This window comes from Aequoribacter fuscus, assembly GCF_009910365.1.
Classification (GTDB): Bacteria; Pseudomonadota; Gammaproteobacteria; order Pseudomonadales; family Halieaceae; genus Aequoribacter; species Aequoribacter fuscus.
The window spans coordinates 2,693,403-2,706,395 of the sequence record NZ_CP036423.1; the positions used below are offsets into that span (position 1 = coordinate 2,693,403).

Below are 12,993 nucleotides of genomic sequence, written 5' to 3' on the forward strand. Positions count from 1 at the left end.
ACCCCATCATCCAAATGAAAAAGGAGCCACGAGGCTCCTTTTTTTATACCTGTTATTTCCTACCTATTGGCGGCCTCAGCAAAAATCGCTAACCTCTGGGATTTGCCGCGCTGGCAATTAAGGGGCAATAACAGACGCGATGCTTTGCCGGCGCACCAAACAAAAAAGCCCGCGATGCGGGCTTTTTCATATTTCAACGATCAGATCTAGTCTTCGGCCAATTTAGCCTGACGCTCTAGCTCGCTATTCAAGTACTTGATCCATTGCTTAGCGTAGGTTTCAGAGCGTTTGTCTTTCCCTGCTTCCTTGAACGCTTTTCGTGCTTTGTCGTACTGCTTCGTATTGAAGTAGGCCATGCCGAGCGACAACTGGGCGTTGTCCTCGCGACGAACACCGCCACGCTTAAGACCCTTCTCCAAGGCAGCAATTGCCTCTTCAAACTTGTCTCCGTCTAGGTATACGTTACCCAGACGCGCGTACAGCTCGCCATCTTCCGACTTCTCTGCTGCAATTTCCATCGCAGGAATGGCTTTGGCAACTTCCTGAGCCTGGCGATAGGCCGAACCCATGATCTCGTAGTTCTTAGAGGTCGGGTCGATGAGCTTTTCTTTGAGGCCACGATCCATGACTTGAGCGGCCTTATAAGGCACTTCGCCCTGCAAGTACAAGTAGGCCATCGTTACGCGCTCGGGACCCTTGGTCAAAAGATCTTGCGCGTAAGCCGCATCCATCACGGAGAGCTGCTTCCCTTCTTCTTTTTTCTCACCGTACATATGGCTGAGCTGAATCCAGTACTGATCTTTCGGATAGTACGTCACCAGGTTACGCAGCATATCGATGGTATTGTCCACATCGTTACGTTCAAAGTACAAGAAACGCGCCAGGTTGTACCACTGCTCCTTGGGCAACCTGCCTTTGTCTTCTTCCATTTGAATCGCGATTTTTACGTTCGCCAAGGCATTATCGTAGTCTTTCAACTGGTAGTAGCCTTGTGACAACAACACGTGCGCCGTCGCTGATGGCTGGTCGGTGACCGCAAACCACTCGAGAAGCATGTCGACACCGTTCTTCCAGTCTTCCTGCACAAAGTACAGCTGAGCAATGGTGTACTTGGTGTTGGTCTCCATTGCCAAAGGAATGTCCGGCTGAGCAATGACGTTACGGTAGGCCTCAAGCGCTCCAGGAAAGTCTTCGTTGCTGTAGTGGATGAACGCATACAGGTTATAAACGTTAGCTAATTCGTACGAATTGAGCTCTCGCTTGCCCGACGCATCAATCATTGCATCCAACACAGACCTGGCTGTCGCCCAGTCTTTTGCCTCAGCGGCAGTTTGCGCTTCAGCCAGTTTCTCGTAAACCTTATTACGAAGCGCTGGGGTGCGACGTGTTTCACGCTCCTCCTTCTTGGCTTCCTGTGCAAACGCCGTGCTCGCTTGAAAACCGACAGCCTCAGAGGCCTTCTCGATGCCAACTTGCGCCAACATCAGAGGGAGTGACAGCGCTGCTGCCCGCATCCACACGTGTTTATTACTTAAGTTTTGCATATCTCGTATCCCGCTTACTGCTCAAGCTCGTAGGTGAATTTGTTCTGCACACCGGCCACTTCGATAGGCTCGCCGTCGACTACGCGAGGCTTGTACTTGAACTTTTCGGCCGCTTTTAAGCTTGCACGCTCGAAAACACCCTCGGGCTGACAATCCACTGGAATGGGATCGCGAATAGAACCCGATTTGGTCACAACGTACTCAACGATACAGTATCCGGTGATACCGCGCGTTTGAGCGCGACGTGGGTAAATCGGCGCAACTTTTACAATCGGCAAGTACTCACCGTCACCCGATGACATACCCGACGAATTGATCGACACGTCAACTTTTGCCGTCGGCGCGAGGTTAACAACATCGACGTCCATATCCATATCGAACTCTAAAGGCTGCATATCTGGCGGCGGCTCTTCAGGATCTTCGACTTTCTCTGGTTTGACTTCTTTGACGTTCACTTCAATTTCTTTGTTGGGAACGACAATGTCGGCTATTTTTCGTGATTTGACTTCTTCTTGCTCGTATTCACGGTCAATTAGGCTCTGCATCACAAAAAACAGGCCGACTGCGACGGGAACCGCTACCAACGCGGCTATGATAACCCTCACAATACTATTGCCCATCTCGATTACACCTCATCATCCGTAGAAATACAGGGTGGCGCTGTTAGTAGCGAACGCACCTCGTCAATTAACTCCTCAACCGCGTAAGCAGGCGTATCTTGATCCACCTGGATTACTAAATTCGCTTGTGGAGCTTCCTTTTTGGCCGCTTCTGTCACTCGGTTTACGCGGTCTAAAGGTACCTTATTTTTGTTGTAATAGATGTCGCCCTGACCATCCACCGCAAAAATGATCGTACCCCGCTCACAAGCTTCCATTGTTGAAGCTTGTGGCTTAAACAACTCAACACCGGGTTCTTTAACGAACGATGACGTTACGATAAAGAAAATCAACATGATGAATACCACGTCAAGCATCGGGGTTAAGTCGATCTGCCCCTCATCGCTGGCACTGCGACGGCGTGCAGCCTGATCTCTCATGCTCATTTTTTACCTCCACCGCTCGCCCAGTTAACCGAGCCAGCGCCCGCTTCTCGAGCAGCATCAGCGACGTTAACGACCGCGTTTGCCCGAGCACCTTTTTCCACTTTGATGGTAACAGCTTGCTCTGGATCGCTCGCCAGTAAGCGCTGAATGTTAGCTCGAACCGAACGTACATCGACTCGTCGATTTTCCATCCAAATTTGGTTATCGCTACGAATATTCACCAAAATACTCGTCGCATCGCTCGGGTCCGACTTAGAGTTATCGGGACGGTTGACTTCAATCCCAGCCTCCTTGATGAACGAGGCGACAACGATAAAGAAGATCAGCATGATAAACACCACGTCTAGCATAGGTGTTAAATCAATTTCGGCGCCGTCTTCCTCTTTTTGTTTCGCAAGTTTGCGCATTGGTCGAATGTCCTTTCTGTCGTCAAACCATTAATGATCTGACGTCAATTTATCCTCAAGTGATTCCTGCTCGCGCTCTGCAATTCGCTGCAAATAGGTATTTGCAAACAAACCAGATAACGCTGCCACCATCCCCGCCATCGTCGGAATTGTTGAACGCTCAACACCGCCAGCCATTGACTTTGCATCGCCACCGCCGGTCACTGCCATTACGTTGAACACCTCGATCATACCAGTCACGGTACCCAACAGACCCAACAAGGGGCATAAGGCGACCATCGTGGTAATAACAGACATGTTGTTGTTAATCACTTCTCTACTCTGAGATACCAAGCGCGATCGAATCTGCTTCGCATTCCACGATTTCCGCTCGGCTCTACTTTCCCACTTATCGATCAACAGGCGCCGTTCAGCACGCCAAGCGAAAGTGAAAAACCAAAAGCGCTCGAAAATCAGGGTCCACATAACGAACACAAGTATCGCGATCAGCCAGAGTACATCCCCGCCTTTATCCATAAAGGCGAGAATGGTTTCAGTAATGCCTCCAGACATAGTCTAGCTCCTACTTGTGAGACGTCTCGGAGTGCTCGGCAATGATACCGGTCGCTTGTTCGTTCAGCAGGTGTATCACACGCTGCGCACGCCCATTAACCAAGGTGTGCAACAAGACGGTCGGAATTGCGACTAACAGACCAAGAACCGTGGTTACCAAGGCGCTCGAAATACCGCCAGCCATTGCTTTTGGATCGCCTGCACCGAAGATCGTGATCGCTTGGAAGGTGATGATCATACCGGTTACCGTACCAAGTAGACCCATCAGCGGTGCGACAGCGGCGATAATCTTCAGCAAGGTCAGACCTGACTCTAGCTTTGGCGTTTCGCGCATCACGCCTTCGGCCATTTTCAGCTCGAGGGTTTCTGGGTCCATCGTTGGGTTGTCTTCGTGAATCTTTAATACGCGACCCAGTGGGTTGTTGGTATTAGCCGCAGAAGACTTTAACTGCGCACTCACTTTGCTGGAGATCAGTGACAGTGCAATCAAACGGTATACCGCGAGTAACAGTGCAAACACACCCACTGCAGTAATGGCGTAACCCACGTAGCCACCTTGGTGCCAACGCTCTTCCAGCGTCGGTGAATCAATGATTGCGGCTAGGAAGGAACCACCGGTGGGGCCCGTTGGGTCGATACCAAACTGGTACATGCCGCTTGACGCGTTGGCGAGATCAGACGCCCAGCTGGTGTAAGAACCTGCAGGCTGACGAGGCAATTCGCTCAAGTTGCCGTTGTTGTAGGCCAGGTAGTTGCCGTTGGCATCGATGATGTTGAACGCACCGATTCGGATGACGTCACGAGGCGCGCGCTCACCGGATGGTGTTGCAACTTCAGCGGTGAACTTAACGACGTTACCTGTTTCAGTGATCTCGCGAAGCAATTCGTACCACACGCGCTCGATCTCTTCGATGCGAGGCAACTTGTCAGAGCCTGACATCTTCGCGATCAAGTCTTTCAAGAAACCTTCACGGTTGGCGTACTGCGAAGATACGAGTGACACTTCGATGTTCGACGACAAGTCACCAGCGGCCGCGGTCAAGTGGCCAAACAATTCCGTTAACGCACCCAACTTCTCTTTTAATTGCTTCTGCTTAGCGGCAATCAACAGCTCGTTGTCTTCGAATTTGTTTTCGAGCTGAGTACTCAAGCGCTCTTGACGCTCGCGCTCGGCTTCCGCTTCTTTCAGCAAACGCGCCTGATCCGCTTTTGCTTGGGCAAAACGCGCCTCACGCGCCTTGTTTTCTTTTGCATCGGTCGCTTGACCTTGCTTCACGAACTGAAGCAACTGCTCAAGGTTTGCCGCCGCTTCTGCACGCGGATCCACTTGCGGCTCAGCAGGAGCCTCCGCAGCGTCTTGCGCATAGGTCAGACCAGAAACAGCTAACGCGCCGCCCAAAGTTAGGGCCGCAAAAATTTTATTTAACGCTTTCATTAGTTAGCCTCCGGTGCAGCTACAGGCATGTTGAGAAGTTCAATGGTGGCTTGTTTCTTGGCGATACGTACGCCTTTGCGGATTGCAGCAGCGTAGTCACCTGATGGCAGGCTATCCCAAGACTTAGTTTCGGGATTCCACACACCACTTTCTTCACCGTCGGTCGTTTGGTAAACCAAAGACACACGACCAATACGTAGGAAATCGACGTCGCGAGTTACGCCATTGAGTTCGATGGTATCGCTGTACGTCTCCATACCTCGACCGTACTGAAGCTCAATATTGTAGGCTTCTAGTACCTGACGGAATTTCTCCGCAACCGTGATATCAGATCGATCAACGTTATCACGCAAAAACTCAATGCGTGCACGACGCTCGTCTAGGTTGAATGGAACATCCAACTCAACAAACTGCTCTAAACCGTCGATCATACGAATCACAAGCGGCATCATTTGACGCTGAATAACCGTTACGTCATCGATCGACGTATCGATATCGGCGATACGACGCTCTTGGTTATCAATTTGGCGCTGCAAACGTGCATTGTAGACCTTCAGTCCATCTACTTGCTTCATCACCGTTTTGTAGTCTGTTAACAGATCGCGGGCTTCTTCAGCCAAACGATCAATTTTCGCTTGAGACTGTTTAGCAGCAGCAGTTTTCTCTTCGCCAACTTTAATGATGGCGTCTAATGTGTTGGCTTGCGATGCGACCGAGCAAAAAGCCCCGGTAGCAACAACGGTAGCCATCAACACAGATTTTAGTCGATGCGTAGTCATGAGGGTTGCGTATCCTATAGTCCAACGTTTGTGATTTTAGAATCTGATAAAAAAGGGGCCTAACAAGCTCGCGTTAAACCCCACCGATAACGGTAATCCGTGCGCCGATTTAAACGTACAAAATGGTAATTTTCAATGAAATCTCTTGCACAAACTTAAGTGATTTTGCGTTTGAGTAGATCGGTTACACATTTAGCGCAGATCTCAACGGAAGGTAACACCGCGCACATCGCGACTAAGCGTCGCGCTACACACCGATCCGCTCATATGTGACAAAATGACAGGCGTATTGGTCTTTTTCGGACTGTCCAGGATGCTCGGCTTGCACCGATACCCACTCACTCCAATCGATGCAGTCCAGGACAGTGTCGCCCTCGGGCTCTGCGTCGATGTGCGTCACGATCAGACGGTCCGTAAAAGGCAGTGCTGACGCGTATATCTGCGATCCTCCGGCGATAATAATCTCATTCTGATCGGCATTGCAGAACGTTTGTGCCACGGATAGCGCCTGCTCAATACTCGCGCACAAAATCACCCCCTCAGGCAGATCAGGCTGACCCGAAGAAACGACGATGCTAGTGCGATTCGGCAATAGCCCCGGCAAGGACTCGAACGTACGCCGCCCCATAATCATTGGCTTGCCCAAAGTAACACGTTTGAAAAAAGCGAGATCGGTAGGCACATGCCAAGGCAGGTCGCCGTTAAGGCCGATCACGCCATTTTTAGCGACCGCAAACACGGCAGAAACCAAAGGTTTACTCATATCGCCACCGCGCCAGCAATGTGCGCGTGGGGCTCGTAACCCACAAGTTCAAAATCGTCAAAGCAGTAGTCGTAAATCGACTCCGGCTTGCGCTTAATTCGCAAGGTTGGGAGCGCTCGAGGCTCGCGCTCAAGTTGAGTCTCGACCTGCTCAAAATGGTTGCTGTAGATGTGCGAATCACCGGTGCTTATGATGACCTCACCAGGCTCTAATTCGCACTGCTGACACAACATATGCGTCAACAAGGCCAAACTTGCCAAGTTGTAAGGCAAACCCAAGAATGAGTCACTAGAACGAATGTAAAGCTGCGCCGACAAACGACCATTCGCGACATAAAACTGATACAGGAGATGGCAGGGCGGCAACGCCATTTTGCCCTGCCTCACATTCTCTTGTGGACTGAGCGTTTCATCGGGCAAATACTCGACGTTCCATCCATGAAATAGAATCCGACGCGAATCCGGCTTGTGCTTCAAACAATCAATGACGTAGTCGATTTGGTTAATCGCGCCACCGTCGGCAGTTGGCCATGACCGCCATTGCGCGCCATAAATCGGACCCAAATCGCCCTCTTCAGTTGCCCACTCATCCCAAATCGAAACACCATTTTCCCGCAACCAAGCGGTATTCGTATCTCCTCTCAAAAACCAAATGAGCTCGTTAGCGATGCTTTTGAAATGCAACTTTTTGGTCGTCAACAGTGGAAAGCCTTCGCTCAAGTCATGACGAAATTGACGCGCAAACACCGAGCGCGTGCCGGTGCCCGTTCGATCTGACTTATCGACGCCGTGCGCCATGATATCGCGCAACAAATCTAGGTAAACCTTCATATTCCCTTCCTAACCGTGTTTTTTTGGCGACGCCTTGTGCGAGTACGCCCACCACAATAAATACAAGCCCAAGAGTATCATGGGGATGCATAAAATTTGACCGCGCGTCATCCAACCAAACGCCTGAAACCCCAAATGCGCATCCGGCTCACGAAAGAATTCAGCGAGAAAGCGCAAGCAACCGTAACCCAAAGAGAACAGCCCAGCTGCCGCCCACCGAGGTCGCCGCTGTCGCGTAAACCAATAGACCAACGCGAATAGCGTTACCCCCTCCAAGCCGAATTGATAGAGCTGTGACGGATGCCTGGGCAACTGCATAGGGTCATTAGGAAAAACCATAGCCCAAGGCACAGTCGCGGCGCGCCCCCATAACTCTTGCCCGATAAAATTCCCCAATCGACCCAGAGCCAAGCCAATGGGCGCAAGTGGCGCGACAAAATCGAGCAGATCCCCCAAGGCAACCTTTCGGGTCGTTGACAGGTAATACACCGCGGCGATCACACCCAGTAAGCCGCCATGAAAAGACATACCCCCTTCCCAAACCCGCAACGCCCAGGCTGGATCAGACAGCAGGCGATCGGTCCCATAAAACAAAATATAGCCAAGCCGCCCACCCAAGACGATACCGATCGCAGCGTAAAAAATTAAGTCGTCGACCCACTCCTCGCGCCATACCGAGCCCGCTTTGCGGCACTCTCTGCGCGCCAACCACCAAGCAAACGCCAAGCCCGCCAAATAGGTCAGACCATACCAATGGATTTTAAGAGGCCCAAGCTCTAGCGCAACGGGATCAATGGCGGGGTAAGCCAGCATAGTGAAAGCCCTGTAAAAAGCACGTAGGGTAGCACCCTTACGTTTAGAATTAATGTAACCTTGCAATTTTTAGCAGGATAAACCGCCATGTGCCTGATTGCTATCGGCTGGCAAGCACATCCGACGATGCCGCTGGTCATTGTTGCTAATCGCGATGAGTTTTACCAGCGCGAGTCGCAAAGCATGACCTTTTGGGAGGATCAACCAAACATCCTCGCCGGCAGAGATTTACAGGCGGGCGGCACTTGGCTTGGCGTCAACGCACAGGGCCGCTTCGCCGCCTTAACCAATGTTCGCGAGACGCTTCCACCAGCGACCGAAACATCTCGCGGAAGCCTCGTTGGGCTGTGGCTTAGCAATCAATCCTCAAGCATGGAGCTCGTTGGTCAACTGGCCGACACGGCCGCGACGTACAGTGGCTACAACCTCATATTTGGCGACACCTCACAGCTGCTTTGGGCGAGCAATCGCGGCCAAAATGGCTTCGAGTACAGCTATTTAGCGAGCGGCATTTACGGCCTGAGCAACGCGTCGCTGAATACGCCATGGCCGAAACTTCGACTGGCCAAGCAACGTTTAGCCCTGCAACTTAAACTCTCCCACCCCTCGATCGCCGAGCTGGCGTGGGTTACGGCAGATACCTGCACGCAGGACGACTTAAGTCACTTAGGCGACACTGACATGGAAGAAAGCTGGCTTAGAGCACTGAGCGCACAATGGATTGCGACCCCCGATTATGGGACTCGAGCACAAACCGTCATTACGCGTGAAAACACTGGGCAAATGACATGCCACGAACGCACCGTCAGCGCTCGCGGCGACACCACTAGCGAGCAAACCTTTCAGTTTAGGATATAGAGCCTACAGCCTCATCAAGGCTCACCGGCACAAACTGCTGCATGCCACGTTCGGACAAGAAGGCGCCCAAAGCGCCCTGAATTTGCTCTGAGTGATCCATGACTACGACCTCTTCAAGCAAATTACGCGCATCATCGAGCAAGACCGAGCGAAGCGCTTTTTTGACTTTAGGCAAGCTTATCGAGTTCATCGACAAGGTGTCGTAACCCATCGCCGCCAGTAATACCGACGCGCCCGGATCACCTGCAAGCTCCCCGCAAATACTAACTGGCTTGCCCTCAGCCTTGCCGCTTTCAGCCACAATCCTCAAAGCCTGTATCACCGCGGGATGGTACGCATGATAAAGATCAGCCACCCGTGCATTGTTGCGATCAACGGCCAAGAGATACTGAGTCAAATCATTTGAACCTACGCTTAAGAAGTCGACCTTCCTAGCTAAAGCGCGCGCCTGATACACCGCCGCTGGAACCTCAACCATAACACCAACAGGGGGACGCTCGCCCACTTCGTGACCCTCCTGCAGCAGCTCCTGATAACAGCGCTCGACCAAATCAAGCGCTTCTTGAAGCTCGGACATATTACTCACCATCGGCAGCATAATGCGTAAGTTACCCAAACCCACATTTGCCTTCATCATGGCTCGGACCTGCGCCAAAAATATCTCGGGATGATCGAGCGTGACTCGCAGACCACGCCAGCCCAAAAAGGGGTTAGCCTCTTCGATTGGAAAATAGGGTAAGGCCTTATCACCCCCAATATCCAACGTGCGCATGGTGACCGCTTTAGGGGCAAAAGCTTCTAACTGCTGCCGATACAGTTGGCGCTGCTCTTCCTCGCTGGGAAAGCGCTCTTGCATTAGAAATGGCACCTCTGTTCGGTACAGACCGACGCCTTCGGCGCCTCGATCTAACGAAATTGCCACATCGGCCATCAACCCAGTGTTCACGAATAAAGGAATTCGGTGTCCATCTGCCGTCTCGCAATCTACGTCTCGCAAAGATTCCAAATCTTTGCTCAAAGCCGCCTCTTGCTCGACCAACTCTTCAAAACGCTCGAGCAACATCGTCGACGGATTCAAATGCACAACACCGTTATACCCATCGATAATAACGGTCTTACCCTCAAGCCGGGTGTAGGGTAAATCAACAGCACCCATGAGAGTCGGAATGCCCATAGCGCGGGCTAAAATAGCAACGTGAGAATTGCCTGAGCCTCGCACCGATATTAATCCCACCAAGTTTTCTCGAGGCACCTCACCGAGCATTGACGCGGTCAACTCCTCGCCCACCAGGACCACTCGATCCGAATAATCTCGCTTATCGTGCGCATCGACCTGAAGGTAACTTAAGACCCGAGTGCCAAGATCTTTAACATCAACGGCACGCTCTCGTAGGTAACTGTGCTCCATTTGCTCGAAGTGCCGTATATGCTCGATCATCACCTGACTTAAGGCACCTTGGGCCCAATTGCCGGCCTTGATCAACGCGGCCACTTCGGCACCGATGGTGGAATCATCAAGAATACTTAAATACACATCGAACAACGCACGATCTTCAGCGTTCAGCTGATCGGCCAAATTCGCAGCAACCGCACGCACATCATTACGAACCGCCTCGAGTGCTTGCTTGAAGGCACGCAATTCGGCGCGCCGGTCATTCGCTTGTTTCTTGGGCACCGCATACAAATCAGCGACAGGCGACACAACAGCGACCTGTCCCACCGCAACACCCGGAGAACCTCCAATACCCGTAACACGGGTTGAGCCCTGCGGACTCGCATTGGTATCAGTGTATTCTTCTTGGATCGAGCCGGTAACCTGAGCATGCGCAATCACGCCCGCCAGCTGTGCCGACATGGTGACCAAAAAGGCCTCATCGCTCTCGTCAAATCGACGCCGCTGTGCCTGCTGAACAACCAGCACACCCAACACGATCTTGTGGTGGATAATCGGCACCCCCAAAAAGGCGTGAAAGGGCTCTTCGCCAATACCTGATAGCAACTGGAAATGCGGGTGCTCTGACGCGTTGTCCAAGTTCACGGGCTCTTCACGGGTCGCAACCAAACCAACCAAGCCCTCGTTATGGGCCAAGCTCAACAAACCAATCTGGTTTTTGTTAAGACCTTCGGTCGCTCTAAACACCAAGCGATTTGTTGCTGGGTCACGTAAATACACTGAGCACACCTGTGTCCCCATGGCGTCTCGCACCCGGGTCACGATGATTTTCAGCGCCTCCTCTAACGATTCAGCCGCATTTACGCGTTGCACAATGTTGCGCAACATTTCCAGCATCATACCTGTTTAATCCTGCCGCAATGTCACATTCACCGGCGCACAGTCTGCCAGCTCCTGCATGGCCAAGCGATACACCTCACGCTTGAAGTGGATCACTTGATCAATCGGGTGCCAATAATCGACCCACTCCCAATGATCAAATTCTGGTGTACCGTGTCCATCCAATTGGATAGCGTCGTCAGTCGCCAGTAACCGCAACAAAAACCACTTCTGTTTTTGGCCGACACACTTTCGCCCCGGACCTTTACGCCAGTACTGCCGCGGCAAGTGATACCGAAGCCAGCGCTCTGTTTGGCCTAAGATTTCGACGTGGTGCGCCTGTAACCCAACCTCTTCTTGCAACTCTCGATACAAGGCCTGCTCGGGGCTCTCTCCCGAATCAATCCCACCTTGCGGAAATTGCCAACCGTTTTTACCGCCGATACGACGGGCCCAAAACACTTTGCCGAGGTCGTTACAGATGATAATGCCGACGTTCGGCCGAAAACCATCTTCGTCAATCACGACTCGCCTCTTTTCTATAAATTTCATGTTAACCTTGCCACTATAGCACGGAGTCAGGCTTTCGCGACTGCCTGATCGATATTCTCAACAAAAGGCTCACTATGGCACTGGCGATTTTTGATCTCGATAACACACTCTTGGGCACCGACTCTGACCACCAATGGGGCGAGTACCTATGCGATCAAGGCCTTGTGTCTGCCGATGAATTTCGGGCCCGCAACGACCAGTTTTATGAAGATTACAAATTGGCAAGGTTAGATATCAACGCCTACCTTCGCTTCGTGCTCACAACCATCAAGGGCCTAAGTACCCGCGAAGTCGACGACTTGCACAGCGTATTTTTCCAGAGCCACATCGCGCCCTTTATGTTGACCAAAGCGCAGGACTGCGTGAACCAACATAACGCTAATGGTGACACCTGCCTCGTGATTACGGCGACCAGCCGCTTCATCACCGAGCCCATTGTGAGGGCGTTTGGTATTGAGCACATCATTGCGTCAGAGGCACAGATTATCGACGGACACTACACCGGCGAGCCTTCGGGCACCCCAAGTTTCGCAGGTGGTAAAGTCACGCGGCTTGCCGAGTGGCTAAACACCAAACCGGAACTTAAATCACAGGAGCACTATTTTTACAGCGATTCTCGCAACGATTTACCGTTGCTTGAAGAAGTCAGCCACCCTGTCGCTGTGGATCCCGACGATACCTTGCGGCACATTGCGAGCGAGCGAGGGTGGCCTATTTTAAGCTTTAGAGACTAATCGTCGCAGCTCGCATCGTATTGCTCTGCGGTAAGCAAATCATCAACACTCGTGGCGTCATCGAGGCGCATCTTGAAGAACCAGCCATCACCATAAGGGTCTTCATTGATGACTTCCGGGTTATCTTCTAAGTTTTCGTTGATCGCAATAATTTCGCCACCGATGGGTGCGTAGATATCCGACGCGGCTTTTACCGACTCGACAACACCCGCCTCATCGCCGGCACCGAGTTGGGCGCCAACTTCGGGTAACTCGACAAACACAACATCGCCTAGCGCTTCTTGCGCATGATTCGTGATGCCGACTGTCGCAGTACCATCGTCCTCAACGCGGACCCACTCGTGGCTGCTAACGTAACGTAACTCTGCTGGTGATTGGCTCATGGCATTCCCCCAAATTAAAAAGCGTA

At 51.9% G+C, this 12,993-nt stretch carries 15 protein-coding genes; 2 read left to right on the forward strand and 13 right to left on the reverse strand.

Features of this window, described 5'->3' with window-relative positions; all coding sequences use genetic code 11:
* Positions 1-206: 206 nt before the first annotated feature.
* The 10 genes from EYZ66_RS12220 to lgt form a co-directional block, all read right to left on the reverse strand.
* Positions 207-1,544 carry a tetratricopeptide repeat protein gene (locus tag EYZ66_RS12220; protein ID WP_009575989.1) on the reverse strand — a complete coding sequence of 446 codons (1,338 nt, stop codon included), beginning with the start codon at positions 1,542-1,544 and terminating at the stop codon, positions 207-209.
* 14 nt (positions 1,545-1,558) lie between these two features.
* Positions 1,559-2,164 carry an energy transducer TonB gene (locus tag EYZ66_RS12225; RefSeq protein WP_009575990.1) on the reverse strand — a complete coding sequence of 202 codons (606 nt, stop codon included), beginning with the start codon at positions 2,162-2,164 and terminating at the stop codon, positions 1,559-1,561.
* Between the two features lie 5 nt (positions 2,165-2,169).
* Positions 2,170-2,589, reverse strand: coding sequence for an ExbD/TolR family protein (locus EYZ66_RS12230; RefSeq protein ID WP_009575991.1), 420 nt, complete (start codon positions 2,587-2,589; stop codon positions 2,170-2,172).
* Entirely contained in the window at positions 2,586-2,996 is a 411-nt protein-coding gene (locus EYZ66_RS12235; RefSeq protein ID WP_040816758.1) for an ExbD/TolR family protein, read from the reverse strand. Before EYZ66_RS12235 ends, EYZ66_RS12230 begins: the two co-directional genes overlap by 4 nt.
* Before the next feature lie 30 nt (positions 2,997-3,026).
* On the reverse strand, positions 3,027-3,548 hold the full coding sequence (locus tag EYZ66_RS12240) for a MotA/TolQ/ExbB proton channel family protein (protein WP_009575992.1): 522 nt from the start codon (positions 3,546-3,548) through the stop codon (positions 3,027-3,029).
* 10 nt (positions 3,549-3,558) lie between these two features.
* Positions 3,559-4,983: a MotA/TolQ/ExbB proton channel family protein gene (locus EYZ66_RS12245; RefSeq protein WP_009575993.1), complete on the reverse strand. Its 1,425-nt coding sequence runs from the start codon at positions 4,981-4,983 to the stop codon at positions 3,559-3,561.
* Complete coding sequence (locus EYZ66_RS12250; RefSeq protein ID WP_009575994.1) at positions 4,983-5,762, reverse strand: DUF3450 domain-containing protein; 780 nt, start codon at positions 5,760-5,762, stop codon at positions 4,983-4,985. The genes EYZ66_RS12245 and EYZ66_RS12250 overlap by 1 nt, the downstream gene beginning before the upstream one ends.
* A gap of 247 nt (positions 5,763-6,009) precedes the next feature.
* Positions 6,010-6,525, reverse strand: coding sequence for a dihydrofolate reductase (locus EYZ66_RS12255; RefSeq protein WP_009575995.1), 516 nt, complete (start codon positions 6,523-6,525; stop codon positions 6,010-6,012).
* A complete protein-coding gene (locus tag EYZ66_RS12260; protein ID WP_009575996.1) occupies positions 6,522-7,355 on the reverse strand; it encodes a thymidylate synthase in 834 nt (277 codons plus the stop codon). Before EYZ66_RS12260 ends, EYZ66_RS12255 begins: the two co-directional genes overlap by 4 nt.
* A 9-nt stretch (positions 7,356-7,364) precedes the next feature.
* Positions 7,365-8,168 (reverse strand): prolipoprotein diacylglyceryl transferase, encoded by an 804-nt coding sequence (gene lgt / locus EYZ66_RS12265; protein WP_009575997.1) that lies wholly within the window; start codon positions 8,166-8,168, stop codon positions 7,365-7,367.
* An 87-nt stretch (positions 8,169-8,255) separates the two neighbouring features.
* Here lgt and EYZ66_RS12270 point away from each other — a divergent pair, with 87 nt between their 5' ends.
* A complete protein-coding gene (locus EYZ66_RS12270) occupies positions 8,256-9,026 on the forward strand; it encodes an NRDE family protein (RefSeq protein WP_009575998.1) in 771 nt (256 codons plus the stop codon).
* Here the strand turns inward: EYZ66_RS12270 and ptsP are convergent.
* Both ptsP and EYZ66_RS12280 read right to left on the reverse strand, forming a co-directional pair.
* Positions 9,016-11,316 carry a phosphoenolpyruvate--protein phosphotransferase gene (gene ptsP / locus EYZ66_RS12275; RefSeq protein WP_040816765.1) on the reverse strand — a complete coding sequence of 767 codons (2,301 nt, stop codon included), beginning with the start codon at positions 11,314-11,316 and terminating at the stop codon, positions 9,016-9,018. The two genes, EYZ66_RS12270 and ptsP, sit on opposite strands and share 11 nt — an antisense overlap.
* Before the next feature lie 9 nt (positions 11,317-11,325).
* A complete protein-coding gene (locus EYZ66_RS12280) occupies positions 11,326-11,823 on the reverse strand; it encodes an RNA pyrophosphohydrolase (RefSeq protein WP_009576000.1) in 498 nt (165 codons plus the stop codon).
* Between the two features lie 101 nt (positions 11,824-11,924).
* Between EYZ66_RS12280 and EYZ66_RS12285 the strand changes: the two genes are divergently transcribed.
* Entirely contained in the window at positions 11,925-12,584 is a 660-nt protein-coding gene (locus tag EYZ66_RS12285; protein WP_009576001.1) for a histidinol-phosphatase, read from the forward strand.
* Here the strand turns inward: EYZ66_RS12285 and gcvH are convergent.
* Positions 12,581-12,967, reverse strand: a complete 387-nt coding sequence (gene gcvH, locus EYZ66_RS12290) for a glycine cleavage system protein GcvH (protein ID WP_009576002.1) — start codon at positions 12,965-12,967, stop codon at positions 12,581-12,583. The two genes, EYZ66_RS12285 and gcvH, sit on opposite strands and share 4 nt — an antisense overlap.
* Positions 12,968-12,993 lie beyond the last annotated feature (26 nt).

Coding starts and splice junctions, on each gene's coding strand:
- EYZ66_RS12220 (WP_009575989.1), bottom strand. CDS start 1,544: ATGCAAAACTTAAGTAATAAACACGTGTGGATGCGGGCAGCAGCGCTG.
- EYZ66_RS12225 (WP_009575990.1), bottom strand. CDS start 2,164: ATGGGCAATAGTATTGTGAGGGTTATCATAGCCGCGTTGGTAGCGGTT.
- EYZ66_RS12230 (WP_009575991.1), bottom strand. CDS start 2,589: ATGAGCATGAGAGATCAGGCTGCACGCCGTCGCAGTGCCAGCGATGAG.
- EYZ66_RS12235 (WP_040816758.1), bottom strand. CDS start 2,996: ATGCGCAAACTTGCGAAACAAAAAGAGGAAGACGGCGCCGAAATTGAT.
- EYZ66_RS12240 (WP_009575992.1), bottom strand. CDS start 3,548: ATGTCTGGAGGCATTACTGAAACCATTCTCGCCTTTATGGATAAAGGC.
- EYZ66_RS12245 (WP_009575993.1), bottom strand. CDS start 4,983: ATGAAAGCGTTAAATAAAATTTTTGCGGCCCTAACTTTGGGCGGCGCG.
- EYZ66_RS12250 (WP_009575994.1), bottom strand. CDS start 5,762: ATGACTACGCATCGACTAAAATCTGTGTTGATGGCTACCGTTGTTGCT.
- EYZ66_RS12255 (WP_009575995.1), bottom strand. CDS start 6,525: ATGAGTAAACCTTTGGTTTCTGCCGTGTTTGCGGTCGCTAAAAATGGC.
- EYZ66_RS12260 (WP_009575996.1), bottom strand. CDS start 7,355: ATGAAGGTTTACCTAGATTTGTTGCGCGATATCATGGCGCACGGCGTC.
- lgt (WP_009575997.1), bottom strand. CDS start 8,168: ATGCTGGCTTACCCCGCCATTGATCCCGTTGCGCTAGAGCTTGGGCCT.
- EYZ66_RS12270 (WP_009575998.1), top strand. CDS start 8,256: ATGTGCCTGATTGCTATCGGCTGGCAAGCACATCCGACGATGCCGCTG.
- ptsP (WP_040816765.1), bottom strand. CDS start 11,316: ATGCTGGAAATGTTGCGCAACATTGTGCAACGCGTAAATGCGGCTGAA.
- EYZ66_RS12285 (WP_009576001.1), top strand. CDS start 11,925: ATGGCACTGGCGATTTTTGATCTCGATAACACACTCTTGGGCACCGAC.
- gcvH (WP_009576002.1), bottom strand. CDS start 12,967: ATGAGCCAATCACCAGCAGAGTTACGTTACGTTAGCAGCCACGAGTGG.